Source organism: Actinocrispum wychmicini, assembly GCF_004345645.1.
Lineage (GTDB): Bacteria > Actinomycetota > Actinomycetes > Mycobacteriales > Pseudonocardiaceae > Kibdelosporangium > Kibdelosporangium wychmicini.
Genome location: NZ_SLWS01000004.1, coordinates 329,675 through 349,119, shown reverse-complemented (window position 1 = coordinate 349,119; position 19,445 = coordinate 329,675). Strand labels below are relative to the sequence as shown.

The following is a 19,445-nucleotide window of genomic DNA, read 5'->3' as shown; positions in this document are numbered from 1 at the left end:
CCTCACGTTCGCCGGCGGGGATGCCGTGGGACACACTGTTCGGCGGCCTGTCCCAGGCGTCCGACCGGATCGCGGCCATGCACCGGCTCGACGAGGTCAAGGGCCGTCATCGACCCCCGTCTCCCCTGACCGATCCGCCGACCTGTGGAAGGGCCGTGATGACCGAGTACACCCCTGTTCCGTTCGATCCCGAGATCGAACCCGCGCTGGCCGAGATCGTGCCGCAGGATGCCCCGCCGTTCACGCCTGAGACCGTCCCAGCGATACGGCAGGCCATGGCCGCGATGTTCACACCCGCGGCCGAGGCCGTCGGGGACGCACCCGTCACCGTCGAAGAGCGGACGATCCCGGGGCCGGAGGGCGCGCCCGACCTGACGGTCACGATCATCTCACCGCGCGACTTCGACCGGCCGGTTCCCGGCCTGTACAACATCCACGGCGGCGGCATGATGGTCGGCCACCGCGACATGGACGTGCCCCGGCTGCTCGCCCTGGTCCTGGAACTGGGCGTGGTCGCGGTCAACGTCGAGTACCGGCTCTCCCCCGAACACCCGCATCCGGCACCGGTCGAGGACTGCTACGCGGGTCTGGTGTGGACCGCCAAACACGCGTCGGAGCTGGGCATCGACCCGGACCGGATCGTGGTCATGGGCGGCAGTGCGGGCGGCGGCCTGTCCGCCGGGGTCGCGCTGCTCGCCCGGGACCGCGGCGGCCCGCACGTCGCCGGGCAACTGCTGCTGTGCCCGATGATCGACGACACCAACACCACGGTCGCCAGCCACCAGTACGCCGGGATCGGGACGTGGACCCGCGAGTCGAACATCGCGGGCTGGCAGTCCCTGCTGGGCGCGGACGCCGGGACGGACGCGGTGTCGCCGTACGCCGCCCCGGCCCGCGCCACGGACCTGTCCGGGCTGCCGCCCGCGTTCATCGAAGTGGGCAGCGCGGAGCCGTTCCGGGACGAGGACACTCAGTACGCCCTGCGGATCTGGGCCACCGGCGGGCAGGCGGAACTGCACGTGTGGAGCGGTGCGTTCCACGGGTTCGACATCTACGTCCCCGAGTGGCACATCAGCAAGGCCGCGCTGGCGACGCGGAACTCGTGGCTGCGCCGGGTGCTCGGGTTATGACCACCCCTGTCCCCTATGACCCGGAGCTGGAGCCGGGCCTCGCCGCGTTCCTGGACCTGGTGGAGCGGATCCCGTTGCGCGCGGACACGATCCTCGCCAACCGCGCGCACTTCGACACGATCATCCCGCCGGTCGCCGACATGATCGGCGACCACCCGGTCGATGTCGAGGACCGGACCGTGCCCGGCCCGCCGGGTGCCCCGGACGTCACCGTGACCATCGTCCGCCCGAAGGCACCGATCGCGGACGCGCCCGCCCTGTACAGCATCCACGGCGGCGGAATGGTGCTGGGCAACCGGTTCTTCGGTCTGGACGGGCTGATCCAGGACGTGCTGAGGTTCGGCGCGGTCGGGGTCACCGTCGAGTACCGGCTGGCGCCGGAGAATCCCGCGCCCGCCGCGGTCGAGGACTGCTACTCGGGTCTGGTGTGGACCGCCAAGCACGCCTCGGAGCTGGGCGTCGACCCGGACCGAATCGTGGTGACGGGCGCGAGCGCCGGAGGTGGACTGTCCGCCGGAGTTGCTTTGCTGGCCCGGGATCGCGGCGGTCCGGCCATCGCCGGGCAGATGCTGCTGTGCCCGATGATCGACGACCGCAACACGTCGGTGTCCACCCGGCAGTACGACGGGCTGGGCGCGTGGGACCGCAACAACAACGACACCGGGTGGAACGCCCTGCTCGGCCCGTTGCGCGGCACCGACGAAGCTTCGCCGTACGCGGTGCCCGCCCGCGCTCCGGACGTCTCCGGTCTGCCGCCCGCGTTCATCGACGTGGGCGCGGCGGAGATCTTCCGGGACGAGGCGACCGACTACGCGCTGCGGATCTGGGCAACCGGTGGTCAGGCGGAGTTGCACGTGTGGGCGGGCGGGTATCACGGCTTCGCGGGCTTCTCCCCCGACGCCGAGGTGTCCCGGTCGGCCGTGGCCGCCCGGTTGTCGTGGTTGCGGCGGATCCTGCGAGCCACATGAGCGTGCCGCAGGTCGCCACCCGGGTGAGTCCACGGCGGATGGCGGTCGTTCTCGGGATGCTGGAGATCTTCGGGCCGATCTCGATGGATCTGTATCTCCCGGCACTGCCCCGGCTCGCCACCGACCTGCGCACGAGCGAGAGCCTGGCGCAGGCGACGATGTCGGTGTGCATGTTGGGGCTGGCGTTCGGCCAGCTGGTCGTGGGTCCGCTCAGCGACCGGCTCGGCCGACGCCGTCCCCTGCTGGCCGGTGTCGGGCTGTTCGCCGTACTGTCGTTGGTGTGCGCGGTGGCGCCGTCGATCTGGCTGTTGCTGGTGGCGCGGTTCCTACAGGGGCTGTGCGGGTCGGCGGGCATCGTGATCTCGCTGGCCGTCGCGCGCGACCTGGCGCACGGTGTCGAGCTGGCGCGGCTGCTGGCGTTGTTGACGACGGTGGGTGCGATCGCGCCGATCGTGGCGCCGGTCGTCGGTGGGCAACTGGCGGCGGTGATGGACTGGCGGGGGATTTTCGTTGTGCTGGCGGGGATCGGCGTCGCACTGTTCGTGCTGGCGTTGACGTGCCTGCCGGAAAGTGCCCCGCCGAAGTCCGCCGGCCGCGAGTTCGGTGTGCTGCTGCGGGACCGGCTGTTCCTGCGCTTCCTGTTCGTCAACATGTTCGGGGGCGCCGCGTTCTTCACGTATCTGGCGTCGGTCAGTTTCGTCCTGCAGAACAGTTACACCCTGACACCGCAGTGGTTCAGCGTCTGCTTCGCCGCGAACGCGGTCATGGCCGTCCTCGGCGCCCAGCTCAACCGTGCCCTTGTCCGGCGGTTGGGCCTGGTTCGCATGTACACCGTCGCCACAGTCACCACCGCCCTGGCGGGGACGGCCATGCTGGTCACGGTCCTGTTCGACGCCGGCCTGGTGGCGTTTCTGATTCCGTTGGCCCTGCTGATGTTCGCGACCGGCGGCGCCCAGTCCAACGGCTCCGCCCTCGCACTGGCCGACCACGGCGACCGCGCGGGCACGGCGGCGGCTCTGCTCGGGACGTCGTTGTTCGCCCTCGGCCCGGTCGTGGCGCCCCTGGTGTCACTGGGTGGCGCCGGGCCGCTGTCCATGAGCCTGACGATGACCGCGGGCTACGGCCTTGCGGCGGCGTTGGTCTGGGGTGGCCCGCGGCGTTGAGCGGGTTCACCTGACCAGCGTCTGCCCATGCTGGTCAGGGACAGGATACGACGATCTCCCAACACTGAGACGACGCGCCGGTTGTGGCTTGGAACCCAAACTCCTGCGGCCACGCCTGTATTCACCATCGCCGGACGCCTGGCCACCCACTCACCCGGGTCCCCGTGACAGTCACCGCACTGCCCGCCGCGGTGACTGACCGCACGGGCCCGTGGAACCCGACGGAACCGGCCGTTGACCACAACGTAACTGTCTTACTCACCAGGCAGAATCACCCATCACGACCGGCCGACCACCCGGCCATTAAGCCAACGCGGCATCCAGGCCGACCTCCGCGCCGCGTGGGAAGAACTGGTCAAGCCGCACGACTGACACAGTCCACAGGTGACATTCAGTCGTGGCGGCCGAAGCGAAGCGGGAGTGCGTTCGGGCCGTGGATTCCGATGGGTGGGCGCCAGGTGAGCGGGCCGTCAACGACCGGTGGTCCCAGCCGGGAGGCGAGCACGGGAAGAGCCTCGCTCATCTCGGCCCGCGCGAGCGCGGCACCCAAACAATGATGCGGTCCGGCACCAAACTGCAAGAGGGCCGACCCCTTCCGGACAGCAGTGATGTCAAACCTGGCACCATCAGCGAAAACACGCGGATCACGCTGGGCGATGGTCACGCAGATCATGATGAACGTGTCCTTGGCGATGTGCAGGCCCTGGTAGTCGAAGTCCTGTGCGGCGAACCGGCGAACGGTCGTTGCCGACGGGATCCATCTCATGACCTCCTCGACGGCCTGGTCGGCCAGCTCGGGCCGGGCGGACAGCAGATTCCACTGCTCGGGGTGCCTGGCGAAGGCCACCATCGCGTTGGCGAGCTGATGGCGGGTGCTGTCGTGCGCCGCGAAGACCAGGGTGACGATGAGGTTGGCCAACTCCGCCCGACTGACCCGGCCATCATCCCGCTGGGCCACCACCAGGGCGGAGATCAGATCGTCGCCCGGCGCGGCCGCCTTGGCCGTCATCAACGCATCGACATAACCAGTCAAGCCGACCAACGCCGCCTCGACCCGAGCCCGAATGTCCCCACCATGAGCCAGACTGAACACCAGACCGACATCCGTGGTCCACACCCGGAACGTGTCATAGTCCTCAGCCGGCACGCCAAGCAGCTCACACATCACCGCGAGCGGCAACGGATTGCCGAAGTCCGCGATGAACTCACACACCCCAACCGACGCCAGCTCATCAGCCAACTGCTCCGCCTTCGCCCGCATGAACGGCCGCAACCCGTTGACCATCCGCGGGGTGAACGCCTTGCCGACCAGGCCACGCAGCCGATGATGGTCCGCCCCGTCATGGTTCACGATCATCGGAACGAACCAGTCGTAGATCGGGCCGTCGAAAACGCCGTTCATCTCCAGATAGCGTTTGCCGTTGTGGTCCAGCCGCTGATCCCGCAGCAACGCGTTGGCCTCGGCATAACGCAGAACCAGCAGACCGATCGGACTGTCCGCGTACCAGCTCTTCGCCTGCGCTTCGACGACCGACGAAGCGGTGAAGTCGAATTCTGGATCAACAATGTTGAGAAACGGAACATCACTCGACTTTGATACACCATCCACCACAGTTGACATTTCCACGTCCTCCCACCGGAATCACCTCCACCTTGTCGCACGGCCACCCGTGATCGGAAGAGCACAACCGACAAACTTCGTCATCGCAGCTCCTGGCGGCGGATCGCGGGATATGGATGATCAGGGCAGCAGATCCAGCCGGTCGCGCACGTTTCCTTCACCGCGACGGGGACCGGCCCCGTCTCCGCGGTCTTCCACCCGGCAGTCGACCCAGGGCAGACCGGCGTCGTCGAATGCCCGGCGCAACGCCCGGTCCAAACCCTCCCGGACGGCGACCTGGCGCGGTGTGGTTCGCCACCCCTGCCCGAACTCCTCCATATCCACGACGAGCACAGTCCGGTGGACGCCCACCCGCATGCGCCTCATCTGTTCTCCGTTGGACGCCGAAGCCATGCGGCGGCGATCATCAGGGCGACGCTTCCCGGTACCAGGCGAACTGATACGCAAAGCGCAACCTACGGACGAGGGAGAGGCGAGGGGGTGGGTGATGACCGAGCCGGCTACCGTGGCGGCCTTTTTGGCCGTGTTCGGGCACACGTCCCTGCTCGCGGTCGCGGCGGTTCCGGCCGGGCGCCGACCTGCCCACGCTGACCAGTTGGGCGCTGGTCGACCGGCGGCCCGATGACCTGGTTTCTGCTCGGTTGCCGGAGTTGTCCATCCGGCTTCAATTTCCGGGCTACGTTAGAACGCTGACGATCGGGACTGTCGCAGGGACTCGCTATCAAAGCCACGATGGGACCATGATCGCCTGCGGGCCTCGACCATTCCGGCCCCAACCTCACTCCAGCAGCGTGAAGCCCGACTCGTAACGCGTCTTGCCGAGCGCTGCCAGCACGATCTGGAGGAAGCCCATCGCCTCGAGCTCCCTTGCGCGGGTGAGAGGGCCGACGTCAACCGCACGCATTCCTGCCGCCTCGATGAACGCCGCGACGGCTATCTTCGCATCCGCGTAGTCGCCGGCGAACAGGACGGTCGTGCGTGTCGTGCCGTTCGTGCCGCTGGCGAGCGTGTCTCCGAGATTGACGTTGAACGCCTTGACGACTGCCGTGCCCGCCGGCAGCAGCTTCACGAGTTCGGCGGCGGTGGATGAGTCGGCGGGCGACTTCAACTGATCGAAGGTGGAGAAATCGATGGGGTTGCTGATGTCGACGACGACCTTTTCGCGGAGCTGGTCCCGATAGCGCTCGACGATGCTCGGGTACGCCCCGTACGGAACGGCGAGCACGACCAGGTCTCCGATGAGCTTGTCGCCCATGACGCCATAGTCGAGACCAGGACGCGCTGCGGACATGCTCTCCGCACCGCGCTTGATGATCTGGATGCTGGCTCCGGCCCGGGTCGCGACTTCTGCGATCGCCCCGCTCATCTTGCCGCTGCCGATGATGCTGATCGAAGTCATGCGCCCTGAACCCCCCGGAATCGATTGAGTGCCTGTTCGGCCACCTTCTGTGCGTCGTAGTCGAACACCACGCGTCGCCGGAAGTCGCGCCCGACTCGGATATCGGCGTCACGCTTCTTGAGGTCCGCGAATTCGTACTGTGCGTCGTACATGGCTCCGGCCCTGCGAGAGCCGTTCTGCAGGATCGCCGTGCGTTGCATGCGGACTGAGGTGTAGCGCCTGAACGCCTCGGGAATGTCGGCGATACTGTCGGCTGCTGCGAGGAACGTGGCGAGCGCCATGCTGTCCTCGATCGCCTGGTTCACACCCTGACCCTGGTGCGGCAGCATCGTGTGCGCCGCGTCGCCGAGCAGTGTGATCGGCCCTCGGGACCAGTTGGTGAGGGGTTCGTGATCAAAGAGGCCCCACCAGAATGTGTGCTCGATGAGCCCGATGAACTTCTGGAGTTTCGGGTCCCAGTCCGCGCCCGCGAACTCGGCGGCGAGTTCGCTGACTTCTGCCGGGCCGGACCAGACACCGCCCCGCGGCCTGTCGCTCGGGATACCGGCGACGAAGTTGAACAGCTTCCGCTGCTGCAGCGGATAGCACATGAAGTGCCTTCGGTTGCCCATCCACACCTGGCTGATCATGCGCCAATCGTCAGGCAGGCGGGATGCGTCGACCACTCCGCGATAGAAGATGTACCCGGAGTAGACCGGGTCAGGGAACTGGCCGACGGCTCTCCGCACCACCGAATGGATGCCGTCCGCTCCGATCACGGCATCGAACACGTCGTTCGCGCCGTTCTCGAACTCGACGCGAACGCCCGGGTCCAGGGTCTCCACCGAAGCCAGCCGGTGGCCGGGACGGATTGTCTCCGGATCGATCTCCTGCGCCAGGGCGTCGATCAGGTCCGGGCGGTACATCCCGATGTTCTGGTACTGCTTGGCCGAGTCCTCCCATGCCGCATCGGTCACCAGGCCGCCCATGGCGTTCTGATAGACGCCGTGCCCGTCGGGGACTGCTCCGACGCGCTTGATCCGATCGAGCACGCCGAGCCTGTCGAGAACGCGCGCGGCGTTCGGCGCGACCGTGACACCTGCGCCCACTTCACCCAGCTTGCTGGCCTGTTCGAACACGGTGACCTGGACTCCGGCGATCCTCCGCAGCGCGATCGCAGCAGTCAGCCCGCCCATCCCTCCGCCAATGATCGCGATTCGAGTGTCATGACTTACCATTGCTTCTCCTTGACTGACTTGCGCAACGCGTGCATCTCTTACCGGGCGCCCGCGAGTTCGCCGACGGTTTCCTTCGGCGCGAACACCGTGGAGCCGCTCGTCGAGGAGGTACGCGGAGACGGCGGCGGCGGCGCTTGAACCGGGGCACGATCGGAAGGCTCACCAGGAACGGCACGCGCCAGCCCCACCGCAGATACGCCTCGCCGGGGGAGATGACACCGGTCATGAGCGCGGTCATCCCCGACGCGAGAAGGAATCCGTGCGGGACACCGAACTGGGGCCAGGTACCCGCGCGACCGCGGCGGCCCGCGGGGGCGTGCTCAACGGCCATCAGAACCGCCCCGCCCCGCTCGCCACCGGCCGAGAGACCCTGCGAGCAACAGGATCGGCGTCGTGATGCCGCCCTGCGAGTAGGTGGGGAGCGCGCCGATGAGGGTCGTCGCAGTACCCGTCAGGACGAGCGTGACGACCAGCATCACCCGCCCGTCCGATGACATCACCGAAGTGCCCGGCGAGGAATGCGCCGAGTGGGCGGACGAGGAAGGAGATGCCGACCGCGGCGAACGAGAGCAGCAATGCGATCTCCTTGCCCGCGGGCTGGAAGAAGAGCTGAGCGAACACCAGCCCTGCGCTCGTCGTGTAGATGAGGAAGTCGTACTTCTTTCGGCTGGCTTTTCCCGGCCTGAGTGTGTTACCCAGTGTACCCGCTTTGACCTGCTGGTTTGTGCTCGTTGCGTCCGGTTGCGGCGGGACGTGGCTGGACGTCGGACGGCCTGTAGACGGCCTGGCCTTGGCTGCCTTGGTCCCTTGTGGACGGTCGGGGCCGTAGGTCTGGTTCAGCGCGTATCGGGTCCAGAGGGTGAGCTGGAAGGCGGGGAACAATGCGAGCTGTCCGGTCATGGTGGCGGCCTCCTGGCGTGACGGGCGGTGTGAAGGTGATTCGGGCGGTCCCTGCCCGCCCCCTCACCCCTCGCCCTTGCCGCGCGTTAGCACCGGGTCGTCGGTGTCAAGGGTGGGCGCTTGCGTCCATGGCGCAGCCACGCCGTAGGCGCCCTTGATGGCGGCGGGCCGGTGTTAAATGATCAAAGGAGAGGGACCTTTGGTGACCTCGCGTTGCGGTCGTTGTTGCTGTGCCCCGATCGGTAGGGGGCTGGAGGGTGAGCCGGCGGGAGCGGCGCAGGGTGACCATGCTGGAAGTACGCCCATGAAAGTCGTTGGGTTGTTGCTGGGCGGATGGAGTGGATTCCGCGGCTGGTTCAGTTCGTGTGAGGGTCGCTGCGGTCGTGGGTTGTCAGCCCGTCGGTTCCGTGTGGTTGGACCTGGCGGGCTGAGGCATGTCCGGGTTGTTGTCGGGTGGGTGTGCGGGCCTGCGCGCCGTCGTTGGCTGCTGGGACTCACGCGTGCGGCTTGGGGCTCGGCGGGCGGCCGACCGGGTGGAGCGGAGCGGGAGCCCGGTCGTGTCGCGATGCCGCTGGCCTGAGCCGCGAGCGTGATGCGCGCCGCCGGCGGCGGCGCGCCTTGATCCCATAGAGCCAAATTCGGCAACACAACAAGTACCTACATGTCAGGTGTCGGCTGATGCGCGGCACGACGACTCGACCGTGGTGCGACGCAGGACGGATTCCGAGCTGCCACCATTATCAACGGATGCGCATATTCGTAAGTCGACGTACATCGAAATGGAACCCGTTCGGAGCATGGTGCTTCATGGCGTCTCGTGCCTAACGTCGGATGCGTCGACGCTTCGACGGAAGGACGCACATGTCACTGACCGTTCCCCCAGAGTTGATCGAACAGGCCGAGAAGGGCAAGGTGGACGAACAGGCGTTCGTTGACTGTGTGCGTGACTCGCTGCCGTACGCCTGGTCCGTTGTAACTCGGCTGGTGGACGAACTGCACGGTACAGGCGCCAGGGCAACGTACAACGAGATCGCGCCGCCGGACCAGGCCGGCTACGGGCAACTGTTCCGGATGCTCGCGAGTACTTCAATTCGCGGTGCGATGGAACGTCACTTCGGGGTTCAGCTCGCCTTCCAGAACTGCTGCAAGGTCGCTGCGTTCCGGCCCGACGCGACTGCGGAGTACGCGGAGTTCATCACCTTGGAAGCGCAGATCTTGAACCAGAAACCAGAGCTGATCGACTGTTGATCGCCTGGGTGAGTGCGTGCCACCGGTAGCCCCTTGGCCGGTGGCACGTTCTTGTTCATTGTTCGCCGGACGATGGAATTCCAGGCGTCAGGGGAGCGACGGGAATCGTGTACTCAAGCTTGTATTGATTGGACGCCAATAGCAGCGTCCCGGTTTCCACGGGCGTGTCGTCGGAATACACGGTGCGAACGATCACAAGGACTGGCGTCCCCGGCTTGAGCTGTAGTTGCTTCACTTCCGACGGGCGCGGCATTCGGGAGTGCAGCCGCTCAACAACCCGGGTCGGACGCAGGGCGATTGCTGTGAACCGATCAATGATGCCGTCCCCCATGAAGGTGCCTTCCTCGGGACGCTCAATCACTGTTCCCCGGGTGATCGCTAGCGGTTCGAACGACGTCACGATCATGAGAGGTTCGTCGTTCGCGTAAGACATGTAGTCCGTTTGTATGACGGGATCTCCGACCGCGATCTTCAAGCGCGTTGCGGTCTCCAGATCTGCCCTCGCTTCCGTGGTCTCGTAGGTATAGCGCGGGGTGCGATCAGTCGCCAGGGCCTCCTCGGCGAACGGGGCACCTGGCAACGACTTGTAGTGCAACGATGCCCTACGAACAAGGGGGTCGTAGAGGCGAACTGTTGCTCGGCCGCCTTGTTGCCGATCGATCAGCCCTTCGGTTCCGAGAAGATCGAGAGCCTGACGGGCGACCTGTCGCGACACGCCGAACGCCTCGCATAGCTCGTCCTGTGTGGGTAGCTTTCCGCCGGGGGCCAGCTCGCGCGTCAGTATCTGGTCACGCAGAGCTTTCGCGATCCGCTCATACATGTACTCAGTGTCACTGTTGTTCACGTCGCCGCCCTTCTGAGCAAACTTGGCATGCCAAGTGCTTGCGCCAGTCCCCTGTCTTGTGGTTATCTTGGCATACCAACTCTTGGCATGCCAAGTGACCGCCTGCGGGTCGTCGGACAGGCGGCGGACGGAGGAGACGCAGACGACGGCCGTTCCTACAGGACGCGGACACAAGATCGATTTCAGCGTGACGACACGGACGGAGGTGGACGCCATCGATGATCAGCCACGGCATGAGGGCGGAGCAGGCGTTAAGGCTGGCTGAGCTGACCAGGGAGCTCCCTGACCAGCACGCCACACGGGACGAACGGGCGGACTGGTTCGAGAAGAAGGCCGAGTTCTTTGAATCGGTCGCCACGAAGCTCGGGCTAGAGGATCAAGAAGAGGCGTTGAAGATCGCGTCGGATTCCCGAGAGTTGGCCCAGGCGCTTCGAGCGCGGGCCGTGGGTTGACATGTACGTGTCCTGAAGCGCAAGCAAAGGCAACTAAGCAGCAACTATCTAAGGACTAATGATGGCTATCCCAAAGGGACACCGGTTTCCGGTGTCGTTTGATGAGGCGTTCCCGAAGGGTCTGGTGTTGGTCGGTGAGGTGTTGCCGGACAACGAGTACCAGTCTCGGGAGGACAGGGCGTCGGGTCGGCCGGTGCGGCAGAAGAGTGATGAGCTGACGGGCAAGCGGCAGTGGAAGATCAACGTGACGGACCCGGATGAGGGCAACGCGAAGCGGGCGTCGTTCACGATCACGTTGGTCGGTGACGTTCAGCCGGTCCCGACTACGAGTGAGGTGTTGCCGGGGATGCGGCCGATTGAGTTGGAGGGTGTGACGGCTGAGCCTCGGCTGGCGGGTAACGGTGAGTTCAAGTACCAGTCGTACGCGTTCCGGGCGACCGGGTTCAAGGCGGCCGGTGCGGGTGCGGGCTCGCGTGCCTCGGGTGGTGGCAAGGCGGCATCGGCCGGTGATGCGTCGAAGTCGGCGGCGTGATGTCTGGGCTAGGTCAGGCGTTGTGGGCGGTGGGGCCGGAAGCGACAGTGGAGGTATTGGTGGGGAGTAAGAACGATCCGCCGGGCCTGTCACTGTCGCTGGACCCGGGCGAAGTGTTGATCGCGTCACCGGCTGGGAAGGGTGACCGCGCGATGTTCGCGGCGTTCCTGTTGGACCTGGCGGATGCGGCCATGGTGCTGGCGGAACGGCTGGACCCGGACGGGATGCCCGCGCCTGCTGAGGCGGGTGACCGCAGTGGACGTTGTTTCGTCGCGCGTGATCCACTCGGCGATTCGGGCGGCGGGTATCAGTGATGGACATGCAGGGGCCGGGTGATTCCCCGAGTGTGTTGGCGGCGGCGTTGGCTGACCTGCGGTCGGCGCGGCCTACCGAGTCGGCGACCAGGGTGCAGTGGGCGGCCTGGTATCTGCGGCAGGCCAACATCCTGGATGAGATCGCTCGGGTTGATTCGTCGCATACGGCGTCGGCGCGGCGTGCGGCTGAGGCGGCACGGGAGTGTGCCCGTGAATTGCTGGAGGGCGACCGTGACTAGGAAGGAGTACAGCGCGGTCGACGTCGCTTGGAAGGTGGTTGAGGTGCTGGCGAATCGGCCGAACGGGGGGCCGCTTGTTGAGCGGGTGCGTTGGCATGAGCGCAACGCCAAGGTCCTGTTCGAGCTCGGCGGGTTGTACCCGGTGCTGGCGCGGGATGCGAACGTGGCTGCTCGCCGTGAGCTGCAACAGGCTGAACGGATTGGTGAGCAGGGGCAGGAGGCAGCGACGGGTACGGATCGGGCGGCTGAGTTCGCGCGCAGGATCGTTCAGTTGGTCGAGAACCGGCCGAATGACTCAGTTCCTGTTGAGGAGCGGGCGGAGTGGCATGAGGCGAATGCCGATGTCCTGATCGACATCGGGAAGATGTACCCGGTACTGGCGCGAGAGGCGTTCGTGGCTGCTCGCCGTCAACGTACCCATGCTCAGACGATTCGTGAGCAGGACAGGGCGACGTCATGATCAGGCAACGGCATGTCCGGCAGGGCGGCGGGTGTCTCGGGTGGCTGCCTGGAACCCGCCGTCATGCCTGGACACGACCCTAGGAATACCAAGGAGGTGTGAGAGATGACTGTACGGGGGTCGCGGCGCTTTGGGGAGGGCGTGACCACCTTGCAACAGGCGTACTCGGTGACACCGATGACGCCAGCAAAGGACGCGACGGCGCAGCAACAGCGCGACTTCTTCCGGGAGCGTGCGGCGATGTTCTCCAGCGTGGCCCGGACCGACCGGGATCATCGGTGGGAAGCGTTGGCGTGTGTCTGGTTGGAGCAGGAGAAAGTCGACCAGATTGAGCAGGCGCTGAAGTGTCCTAAGTGATCAGTAACACGCAGTAAGTCCATAGTAGACACAAGAACGCGCGGTGGGTCGTGTGGCGATGCTGCACGGCCTGTTGCGCCCTACCTCACCGGAAATTTGTTGACACAGAAGCGGATGAGCGGCCTAGGAACCTAATTCCGCTTCTGTGCCAGTCCACTTGGAGCAGACTGTGCCTAGCGTAGAGCAAGCCGCGGGGACCCCGGCAAGGGGTATCACCCAAACGCGGTGTGAGAAATGTCAACGGTTCGCTCGGCTGCTGCCTGGCGACACGAGATGTTCGGCGTGCTCCGGCGCGCTGGCCTTGGAGTTCCCCACGATCACCAGGTCCACCTCGGCTGTGCGGGGTGGTTGGTGATGCGTCGGGATGGTTCGCGCTGGGTGGACCCGGCGCCGTTGGAGATCGCCCGGCCTCGGTTGCCGTGGTGGACCCTGCTGCCCGGCTGGGTCAAACTGATCATCTCCCCGATCGTGCTGACGTGGCTGGTCATCTGGATTCTGGCCAAGCTGGTGCGGCTGTGCTGGTACTACCCGCTCACGATCACGTTGCTTGTCGGGGGCCTGGCGTTGGACTGGTGGGCCGGTCACTACCTGGTGGGCGCGGTGGCCTCGGTGGTGATCGTGGGGTTGCTGGTGTGGTGGTGGCGGTTCACGGAGTCCTTCACCCGGCGGTGCCGGTGGCTGCGCACTGAGGTCCGGCGGATGAGCGTCTATGCGTGGGAGTGGCGCACGGTAATGCGGCTGGCCAACTTGACCGGCACCGCGAAGGGCCGGGAGTACCGGCCTCGGTTGAAGCGGGTGCGGTCGGAAGGCTGGCGGGACAAGGTCGCCGTTCGGATGATCCAGGGCCAGGCGCCGGAGCAGTGGACCGAACGGGCCTCCGGGCTGGCGCACTCGTTTCACGCGAACTCGTGTCGGGTGCGGGTGACCGGGCCGGGGCGGATCGAGTTGGACTTGATCCGGTCGGACCCGTTGACCGGCACGCTGCCGCTCCCGGCCATGGCGGATGCGTCGGGCGTGGATCTCAAGCGGATCGTGATCGGTCGGACGGAGACGGGTAAGGCGTGGCGGATTCGGCTGCTGGGCAATCAGATTCTTGTGGTCGGTGTCCAGGGCGCGGGTAAGGGTTCGATCCTGTGGTCGGTGGTGTGGGCGTTGGCGCCACTGATCAAAGCCGGTCTCGTCCGGCTGGTCGGGATCGACCCGAAGGGCGGGATGGAGCTCGGGCAGTGCCCCGAGGTGTTCCACGAGGTCGTCTATGACAACGGGCCGGACGCGGTCGAGTTGTTGGAGGAGTTGGCGAACGAGGTCCGGGCACGTGCGGGTGAGTATCGGGGCCTGCGGCGACGCTGGAGCGCGGAGAGTGGTCAGCCGTTCACGGTGTTGATCGTGGATGAGTTGGCGGACGTGATCGCCTACCAGACCGACAAGCGACTGAAGGAACGCGCTCAGGCGGCGATTCAAACGATCACCTCGCAGGGCCGGGCTCCCGGGTTCGCCACGCTGGCCCTGGTGCAGGACCCGCGTAAGGAGATCGTGCCCTTCAGGAACCTGTTCACGACCCGGATCGCGATGCGGCTGGATGAGGCCACCCAGGTGGACATGACCCTCGGCGATGGGGTCCGGGAGCGCGGCGCGGAAGCACACGAGATCTCCGAACTCACCCCGGGTGTGGCCTGGGTGAAAGAGGAGGGCAAGCGGGAACCGGTGCGGGCTCGGGCGTTCTACCCGACCGACAGTGATCTGGCGGACCTGCGGGCGTACATCAACGGGTGGACCGGTGAGGTGCTGCCGTTCCGTAGCCCGAGCGATGGCGGCGAGGGGGGTGCGGCGGCATGAGCGGCACACGAACAATGATCACGACCGGTGAGATGTTGGCGTCGCTGGCCGAGCATCTGACGGGGTTCGAGCTGGCCGACCCGGTACAGGTCACAGCGGCTGTCGACGGGGGCAATTCCGCGGGAACAATCCAGCTGTCTGGCGGGTCGCTGCCGGAGTTGGCGGCGGAGTTGTTGACGTGGGCGGACACCTTGGATGCGGTGACCGCGTGCGCCTGGCGGCCGTCGTGTCCGGATGAGGACCTGGTGGTGCTGGAGGTACGGGGCCGGCTCACCGATGACGTGCCGGTGCGGGTGTTCGGTGGCCTGGTGGATGGGCCACGGTTGCCGGGCCTGGTCGCTGGTCGACGAGTGGCGTTGTCCTGGGCGCTGCTGCGGTCGTGGGCGCTGCTTGCCGATGGGCGGACCGCATGACCGCGACCAGTACGACCACAGAGCCGGCGGCCCAGGGCGTGGCCAGTGTCCCCCTGGACGTCGCGGGCCGGACCCGGGCGGAACGGATGCGGGTGCCGTTGGCGGCCGACGTGGTCAAGGCGGCGGCCGAACAGCACGGGGTGTGTGTCCGGCCGTTCACCATGGAGGTCGGAGACCCGGAGACGGGGGAACTGCGGTATGTCGCGGTGCCCTGTGGGTCCACTGTGGAGTCGGTGTGTCGGCCATGCGCGCAGAAAGCTAAGGCGTTGCGGGTCACTCAATGCCGGGAAGGGTGGCACCGGACCGACGAGCCTGACCTGACAGCGGAATCTCCCACCGGGGATCACGCGGCGCTGGTGACGCTGCGGGCGGACCTGTTCACCGCCTACCAACAGACCGTGGTCGCGGGGGATCTGGAGGAGGCGGAGGACCTGCGGGAGCAGATCACCCAGACCGATCAGGAACTTCGGCAACTGGGGATGCGGGGTCGGCTGCCGTCCCCGGACACCCCCGGCAAGTGTGCCGTGAAGCGGTCCACCAAGCGGCGCCAGGACGCTCCCGAGCTGCCTCGGCGCAAGGTCGCGAAGACCACGGTCGGCCGGGAGTACGCGGGCAGGTATCGGCCGTCGATGTTCGTCACGCTCACCCTGGACAGCTATGGGCGGGTGCTGGAGGACGGTACGCCGGTCCGGCCGGACACGTATGACTATCGGCGGGCGGCGCGGGATGCGGTGCACTTCGCGTCCCTGGTGGACCGGTGGTGGCAGAACCTGCGCCGGGTGGTCGGCTGGGATGTCCAGTACTTCGGCACGGTCGAACCGCAGAAGCGGGCGGCGCCGCATCTGCACGCGGCTGTTCGGGGTTCGATCTCGCATGAGGTGCTGCGGCTGGTCACGGCGGCGACTTACCATCAGGTGTGGTGGCCGGCGCATGACGAACGGGTCTACCTGGACGGTGAGCCGCTGCCTGAGTGGGACAGTCGGGTTCGGTCGTTTGTGGACCCGGTCACCCGGGCGCCGTTGACGTCGTGGGAGGACGCGGTGGCGGCGGTGGACGAGCCGGCGCATGTGGCGCGGTTCGGGGTCCAGGTGCATTCCAAGGGCATCCTCGGCGACACCGAGGAGGCCGGGCGGCATATCGGGTATCTCACCAAGTACCTGACGAAGTCGACCGGTGAGGTGATCGAGGCTGGTAGTGATCGGCAGGCGGCCCACCATGAGCGGCTGCACGCGGAACTTCAGGTCACCCCGTGCTCGGCGTCGTGTGCGGTGTGGCTGCTCTATGGCGTCAACCCGAAGGGTGTCAACGCTAAGACTGTGCCTGGCCGGTGCAAGGGCAGGGCACATCGGCGTTCCTCGCTGGGGCTGCCGGGTCGGCGGGTGCTGGTCTCTAGGAAGTGGTCCGGCAAGACCCTGACCGACCATCGGGCCGACCGGAAAGCGTTCGTCGCTCAGATGCTCGCGGCGGTCGGGATCGTCAAGCCTGTCACTGACACGTCCCGGTTGATCTGGCGCACGGTCGACCCGTCCGATCAACACGCCCCACCCAGAGATCACCTGCTGATGCACGCCATCGCGCAACGCATCACCTGGCGGGCGGAATATGACCGGGCGCTGTTGGCGGCGGCCGGGCCTCCTGGTCGGGATGTTTCGGCAACCACGGACACGGCCGACGCCGTGGATGCGGCGTAGTAGGACCTCGGGGGAGGGGCAGAAGACATGACCACATATCGGGAAGCGACAGCCGGTCCGTTATGGACGCCTGCGGAGTTGGCGGCGTTCCTCCAGATCTCCGAAGCGACCCTTCGGGACTGGCGGCACAAGGGCACTGGCCCGACGTACAAGCGGATGGGCAAACACGTCCGCTACGACCCGGGCGACGTGATCACATGGCTGGAAGAGATCGACAGGGACAACGTGGCCTAGCCGATTCTTTCGGCAACTGGACGGGAGAGGACACAACAACATGGCTGCTGGGCACATCCAAGACCGGTGGTGGCGCGACAAACGCGACGAGAACGGCAACGTCGTCTTGAACGCGAAGAACAAGCCCGTCCGGGAAAAGACTGATCTGCATGGGAAGGGCCTGCGGTACAAGGTCCGTTACCCCGACCCCAACAACCCCGGCAAGGAGACCTCGGAGTCGTTCCCGGACGGGAAGCTGACGCGGGCAAAGAACTTCCTTGCCAAGGTGCAGACCGATGTGCTCACGGGTGTCTACATTGACCCGGACGCGGGAAAGGCAACCCTACGGTCTTATGTCACCGGATGGTTGAAAGGACAGTCACAGGACGCTCACACGGTCCAGACCACCACGCGGCGGCTGAACGCACAGATTTACCCGTTCTTCAAGGAAAGCTCGTTGGAGTCCGTCACGGTAGTGGTGGCCCGTGACTGGCTGGCCTGGATGAAGGGAAACCAGATCACCGAAGCATACCGGGCGCAGATCTTCGACCTGATGTCAGCGATCCTGAGTGCTGCGGTGGAAGATAAGCTGATCCGATCAAACCCGTTGCGTAACAAGAGCATCAAGCGACCCAAGCCGGAAGAAAGGAAGATCACTCCGTGGCAGGAAGTCAAGATCAAGAAACTTCACTTGGCGCTACCGCACCGTTATCAGGTGGTGGTGCCTCTCGGTGCTGGTGCGGCTCTGCGACAGATGGAGATCTTCGGGCTCAGCCCGGACGACATTGATCGTGACGCGCTGGAACTGCATGTCAACCGACAGATCAGATGGATTGATCCACACCCGGTCTTCGCGCCACCCAAGGGCGGCAAGACGCGGGTGGTGCCGCTCGGTGAGGGCGTGTTGGATGCCCTCGATGACTACCTGGACACATACGAGCCGGTTCGGGTCACGCTGCCGTGGTTGGAGCCGACCGGGAAGCCGGTCACGGTCCGGCTGCTGATCGACAAGACAGACGACGGTATCGGCCAGTTCCGGGGCGCGCTGACCAACAACCTGTGGCGGGGCGGCAACTTCCTCGATGAGGTGTGGAAGCGCGCCTTCAAGGCGGCGGGCTTGGAGTACACCAACCGCCGGGACGGCATGCATGCCCTGCGGCACTTCTGCGCGTCAAACTGGCTCGCGCAAGGCAGTTCAATCAAAGAGGTGTCGGAGTACCTGGGCCACCATGACCCGGGCTACACCCTCCGGATCTACACGCACTTGGTGCCCTCCAGCCACAAGCGGGCACGGCTGGCCTCAAACAAGGTGTTCCGGCCACGCCGAACGAGAGGCGTGGCCGACGAACCGGGGACGGCCTGACGACGGCCTAGCAAGATCACAAACTCCATAGCGGCTGGTCAGGGCGGTGCGTGTGAAGTTGTCGTACCACTCGATGGTGGTGCCGATGGTCGTCGCGAAGGCGATTCGGCGTTGTGAGGCGGAATCGCCTACGGCAATGGTCGTGGCCACCGTGGCCCGATGCCCATCAGCCAGGCCGTCCGCCTCAGGCAGCAACGATGCCGCACTCCGCCACCGATCGGCCCACCTGGCCTGCGTGCACGACTCGGCGTCCGGGTCCTCGATACCAGTCAGGTCGGCGCCCAGCCGGGCAAAGCTGGACACGACCGCCTCCCGCGAGCCCGCGGTCACCCACACCAACAACTCGACCTGCCCCAAGGCCCACAACCGCTCGGCACAGTCCAACACCAACTGGGTCTTGCCCACCCCACCCAATCCCGACACCACAACGGTATGCACCACCGAGTCGCAGGCCAGCACTCGCGCCAACAGGTCGGCGACCGCGCGGTGTTGAAACGCCGCCGCCCGCACCGGAAAGATCCCGGCCCGATGCGGCAATGCCACCACCGGTCGGTGGACGGACTGGTGAACACGCATCCCACCCTCGACGATGCCCATCTGCACCACGGTGCCCACATCGCCGGCCACGCGGACAACCCTCGCGCCACGCACCGGTCGGTCAGGCGCGTCACTCATCGACCCAGTATTGCCTCACCGTCGCCCTAAACGACCCCAGTCGACCCGAACGGCCGCACGCCGATTGACACCCAAACGCTCGACAGATCAACGCTCCCACACAACACAAACCCGAACCGCAGGCGTTGCCATCCTCGCTGAAGTCTCGTTCCAGCGCTGCGTCAAAGACGTTACAAGCTGAGTTGTGGGCTACCAAGCTGTTGCGATCCTCGCTGGTCCTCGCGAACCAGCGCTGCCCTGCCTGACCAGCATCTTCCTGTGCTGGTGGGCTGACCTCGATGGCGCATCGGACGACGGATTGCCCAGGCCGCGTGACCACGGCAACGGAGATATGGGGCTCTGGCACAAAGTTGGTGATGCCACCCTGATGATCATGGACCGATCTCGTAGTTGATCACGTTCTGGGTGTG

The 19,445-nt window shown here is 66.0% G+C and carries 23 protein-coding genes; 15 read left to right on the top strand and 8 right to left on the bottom strand.

Annotated features, from left to right (window positions below; genetic code table 11):
- Positions 1-158 precede the first annotated feature (158 nt).
- Genes EV192_RS19680 through EV192_RS19670 form a run of 3 tightly spaced genes read left to right on the top strand, consistent with a single transcriptional unit; the run spans position 159 to position 3,261 of the window.
- A complete protein-coding gene (locus tag EV192_RS19680; protein ID WP_132118232.1) occupies positions 159-1,130 on the top strand; it encodes an alpha/beta hydrolase in 972 nt (323 codons plus the stop codon).
- Complete coding sequence (locus tag EV192_RS19675) at positions 1,127-2,098, top strand: alpha/beta hydrolase (protein WP_132117376.1); 972 nt, start codon at positions 1,127-1,129, stop codon at positions 2,096-2,098. The genes EV192_RS19680 and EV192_RS19675 overlap by 4 nt, the downstream gene beginning before the upstream one ends.
- Complete coding sequence (locus EV192_RS19670; protein WP_243726946.1) at positions 2,095-3,261, top strand: multidrug effflux MFS transporter; 1,167 nt, start codon at positions 2,095-2,097, stop codon at positions 3,259-3,261. Before EV192_RS19675 ends, EV192_RS19670 begins: the two co-directional genes overlap by 4 nt.
- A 391-nt stretch (positions 3,262-3,652) precedes the next feature.
- Here EV192_RS19670 and EV192_RS19665 read toward each other — a convergent pair whose 3' ends face one another.
- The 6 genes from EV192_RS19665 to EV192_RS55890 all read right to left on the bottom strand — a co-directional run bounded on the left by EV192_RS19665 (position 3,653) and on the right by EV192_RS55890 (position 8,398).
- Complete coding sequence (locus tag EV192_RS19665; RefSeq protein ID WP_132117374.1) at positions 3,653-4,882, bottom strand: cytochrome P450; 1,230 nt, start codon at positions 4,880-4,882, stop codon at positions 3,653-3,655.
- A gap of 120 nt (positions 4,883-5,002) precedes the next feature.
- Positions 5,003-5,248, bottom strand: a complete 246-nt coding sequence (locus EV192_RS19660; protein ID WP_132117372.1) for a hypothetical protein — start codon at positions 5,246-5,248, stop codon at positions 5,003-5,005.
- A 412-nt stretch (positions 5,249-5,660) separates the two neighbouring features.
- Entirely contained in the window at positions 5,661-6,281 is a 621-nt protein-coding gene (locus EV192_RS19655; protein WP_132117370.1) for an NADPH-dependent F420 reductase, read from the bottom strand.
- Positions 6,278-7,498, bottom strand: a complete 1,221-nt coding sequence (locus tag EV192_RS19650) for an FAD-dependent monooxygenase (protein ID WP_132117368.1) — start codon at positions 7,496-7,498, stop codon at positions 6,278-6,280. Before EV192_RS19650 ends, EV192_RS19655 begins: the two co-directional genes overlap by 4 nt.
- Positions 7,485-7,829 (bottom strand): hypothetical protein, encoded by a 345-nt coding sequence (locus EV192_RS55895; RefSeq protein ID WP_243726945.1) that lies wholly within the window; start codon positions 7,827-7,829, stop codon positions 7,485-7,487. The genes EV192_RS19650 and EV192_RS55895 overlap by 14 nt, the downstream gene beginning before the upstream one ends.
- Positions 7,829-8,398: a hypothetical protein gene (locus EV192_RS55890; protein ID WP_243726944.1), complete on the bottom strand. Its 570-nt coding sequence runs from the start codon at positions 8,396-8,398 to the stop codon at positions 7,829-7,831. The genes EV192_RS55895 and EV192_RS55890 overlap by 1 nt, the downstream gene beginning before the upstream one ends.
- An 861-nt stretch (positions 8,399-9,259) precedes the next feature.
- On the opposite strand from EV192_RS55890, the gene EV192_RS19640 reads away from it, so the two are divergent.
- Complete coding sequence (locus EV192_RS19640) at positions 9,260-9,646, top strand: SCO5389 family protein (RefSeq protein WP_132117366.1); 387 nt, start codon at positions 9,260-9,262, stop codon at positions 9,644-9,646.
- A 55-nt stretch (positions 9,647-9,701) separates the two neighbouring features.
- On the opposite strand, the gene EV192_RS19635 is transcribed toward EV192_RS19640, so the two are convergent.
- Complete coding sequence (locus tag EV192_RS19635; protein WP_132117364.1) at positions 9,702-10,706, bottom strand: GntR family transcriptional regulator; 1,005 nt, start codon at positions 10,704-10,706, stop codon at positions 9,702-9,704.
- A 2-nt stretch (positions 10,707-10,708) separates the two neighbouring features.
- Here EV192_RS19635 and EV192_RS19630 point away from each other — a divergent pair, with 2 nt between their 5' ends.
- From EV192_RS19630 to EV192_RS19580, 11 genes are all read left to right on the top strand, one after another.
- Positions 10,709-10,942, top strand: coding sequence for a hypothetical protein (locus tag EV192_RS19630; protein WP_132117362.1), 234 nt, complete (start codon positions 10,709-10,711; stop codon positions 10,940-10,942).
- Positions 10,943-11,003: 61 nt separating this feature from the next.
- Positions 11,004-11,474 carry a hypothetical protein gene (locus tag EV192_RS19625; RefSeq protein WP_132117360.1) on the top strand — a complete coding sequence of 157 codons (471 nt, stop codon included), beginning with the start codon at positions 11,004-11,006 and terminating at the stop codon, positions 11,472-11,474.
- A 59-nt stretch (positions 11,475-11,533) separates the two neighbouring features.
- The gene (locus EV192_RS19620; protein WP_132117358.1) at positions 11,534-11,788 is read left to right on the top strand and encodes a hypothetical protein; all 255 of its coding nucleotides are present in this window, start codon (positions 11,534-11,536) and stop codon (positions 11,786-11,788) included.
- Positions 11,788-12,027: an AMED_5909 family protein gene (locus EV192_RS19615; protein WP_132117356.1), complete on the top strand. Its 240-nt coding sequence runs from the start codon at positions 11,788-11,790 to the stop codon at positions 12,025-12,027. The genes EV192_RS19620 and EV192_RS19615 overlap by 1 nt, the downstream gene beginning before the upstream one ends.
- Positions 12,020-12,487: a hypothetical protein gene (locus EV192_RS19610; protein WP_132117354.1), complete on the top strand. Its 468-nt coding sequence runs from the start codon at positions 12,020-12,022 to the stop codon at positions 12,485-12,487. The genes EV192_RS19615 and EV192_RS19610 overlap by 8 nt, the downstream gene beginning before the upstream one ends.
- Before the next feature lie 141 nt (positions 12,488-12,628).
- Positions 12,629-12,844 carry an AMED_5909 family protein gene (locus tag EV192_RS19605; protein WP_132117352.1) on the top strand — a complete coding sequence of 72 codons (216 nt, stop codon included), beginning with the start codon at positions 12,629-12,631 and terminating at the stop codon, positions 12,842-12,844.
- A 354-nt stretch (positions 12,845-13,198) separates the two neighbouring features.
- Positions 13,199-14,680 carry an FtsK/SpoIIIE domain-containing protein gene (locus tag EV192_RS19600; protein ID WP_132117350.1) on the top strand — a complete coding sequence of 494 codons (1,482 nt, stop codon included), beginning with the start codon at positions 13,199-13,201 and terminating at the stop codon, positions 14,678-14,680.
- The gene (locus tag EV192_RS19595) at positions 14,677-15,093 is read left to right on the top strand and encodes a hypothetical protein (RefSeq protein WP_132117348.1); all 417 of its coding nucleotides are present in this window, start codon (positions 14,677-14,679) and stop codon (positions 15,091-15,093) included. The genes EV192_RS19600 and EV192_RS19595 overlap by 4 nt, the downstream gene beginning before the upstream one ends.
- A gap of 86 nt (positions 15,094-15,179) precedes the next feature.
- Positions 15,180-16,784 carry a replication initiator gene (locus EV192_RS19590; protein WP_132118228.1) on the top strand — a complete coding sequence of 535 codons (1,605 nt, stop codon included), beginning with the start codon at positions 15,180-15,182 and terminating at the stop codon, positions 16,782-16,784.
- A gap of 27 nt (positions 16,785-16,811) precedes the next feature.
- On the top strand, positions 16,812-17,018 hold the full coding sequence (locus EV192_RS19585) for a helix-turn-helix domain-containing protein (RefSeq protein ID WP_132117346.1): 207 nt from the start codon (positions 16,812-16,814) through the stop codon (positions 17,016-17,018).
- A 40-nt stretch (positions 17,019-17,058) separates the two neighbouring features.
- A complete protein-coding gene (locus EV192_RS19580) occupies positions 17,059-18,360 on the top strand; it encodes a tyrosine-type recombinase/integrase (protein ID WP_243726943.1) in 1,302 nt (433 codons plus the stop codon).
- On the opposite strand, the gene EV192_RS19575 is transcribed toward EV192_RS19580, so the two are convergent.
- Positions 18,298-19,035: a hypothetical protein gene (locus tag EV192_RS19575; RefSeq protein ID WP_132117344.1), complete on the bottom strand. Its 738-nt coding sequence runs from the start codon at positions 19,033-19,035 to the stop codon at positions 18,298-18,300. The two genes, EV192_RS19580 and EV192_RS19575, sit on opposite strands and share 63 nt — an antisense overlap.
- Positions 19,036-19,445 lie beyond the last annotated feature (410 nt).

Bases quoted from the DNA above. Each gene is read 5' to 3' on its own strand.
- EV192_RS19680 (WP_132118232.1), top strand. From the start codon at position 159: ATGACCGAGTACACCCCTGTTCCGTTCGATCCCGAGATCGAACCCGCG.
- EV192_RS19675 (WP_132117376.1), top strand. From the start codon at position 1,127: ATGACCACCCCTGTCCCCTATGACCCGGAGCTGGAGCCGGGCCTCGCC.
- EV192_RS19670 (WP_243726946.1), top strand. From the start codon at position 2,095: ATGAGCGTGCCGCAGGTCGCCACCCGGGTGAGTCCACGGCGGATGGCG.
- EV192_RS19665 (WP_132117374.1), bottom strand. From the start codon at position 4,882: ATGTCAACTGTGGTGGATGGTGTATCAAAGTCGAGTGATGTTCCGTTT.
- EV192_RS19660 (WP_132117372.1), bottom strand. From the start codon at position 5,248: ATGAGGCGCATGCGGGTGGGCGTCCACCGGACTGTGCTCGTCGTGGAT.
- EV192_RS19655 (WP_132117370.1), bottom strand. From the start codon at position 6,281: ATGACTTCGATCAGCATCATCGGCAGCGGCAAGATGAGCGGGGCGATC.
- EV192_RS19650 (WP_132117368.1), bottom strand. From the start codon at position 7,498: ATGGTAAGTCATGACACTCGAATCGCGATCATTGGCGGAGGGATGGGC.
- EV192_RS55895 (WP_243726945.1), bottom strand. From the start codon at position 7,829: ATGGCCGTTGAGCACGCCCCCGCGGGCCGCCGCGGTCGCGCGGGTACC.
- EV192_RS55890 (WP_243726944.1), bottom strand. From the start codon at position 8,398: ATGACCGGACAGCTCGCATTGTTCCCCGCCTTCCAGCTCACCCTCTGG.
- EV192_RS19640 (WP_132117366.1), top strand. From the start codon at position 9,260: ATGTCACTGACCGTTCCCCCAGAGTTGATCGAACAGGCCGAGAAGGGC.
- EV192_RS19635 (WP_132117364.1), bottom strand. From the start codon at position 10,706: ATGGCGTCCACCTCCGTCCGTGTCGTCACGCTGAAATCGATCTTGTGT.
- EV192_RS19630 (WP_132117362.1), top strand. From the start codon at position 10,709: ATGATCAGCCACGGCATGAGGGCGGAGCAGGCGTTAAGGCTGGCTGAG.
- EV192_RS19625 (WP_132117360.1), top strand. From the start codon at position 11,004: ATGGCTATCCCAAAGGGACACCGGTTTCCGGTGTCGTTTGATGAGGCG.
- EV192_RS19615 (WP_132117356.1), top strand. From the start codon at position 11,788: ATGGACATGCAGGGGCCGGGTGATTCCCCGAGTGTGTTGGCGGCGGCG.
- EV192_RS19600 (WP_132117350.1), top strand. From the start codon at position 13,199: ATGCGTCGGGATGGTTCGCGCTGGGTGGACCCGGCGCCGTTGGAGATC.
- EV192_RS19595 (WP_132117348.1), top strand. From the start codon at position 14,677: ATGAGCGGCACACGAACAATGATCACGACCGGTGAGATGTTGGCGTCG.
- EV192_RS19590 (WP_132118228.1), top strand. From the start codon at position 15,180: ATGCGGGTGCCGTTGGCGGCCGACGTGGTCAAGGCGGCGGCCGAACAG.
- EV192_RS19585 (WP_132117346.1), top strand. From the start codon at position 16,812: ATGACCACATATCGGGAAGCGACAGCCGGTCCGTTATGGACGCCTGCG.
- EV192_RS19580 (WP_243726943.1), top strand. From the start codon at position 17,059: ATGGCTGCTGGGCACATCCAAGACCGGTGGTGGCGCGACAAACGCGAC.
- EV192_RS19575 (WP_132117344.1), bottom strand. From the start codon at position 19,035: ATGAGTGACGCGCCTGACCGACCGGTGCGTGGCGCGAGGGTTGTCCGC.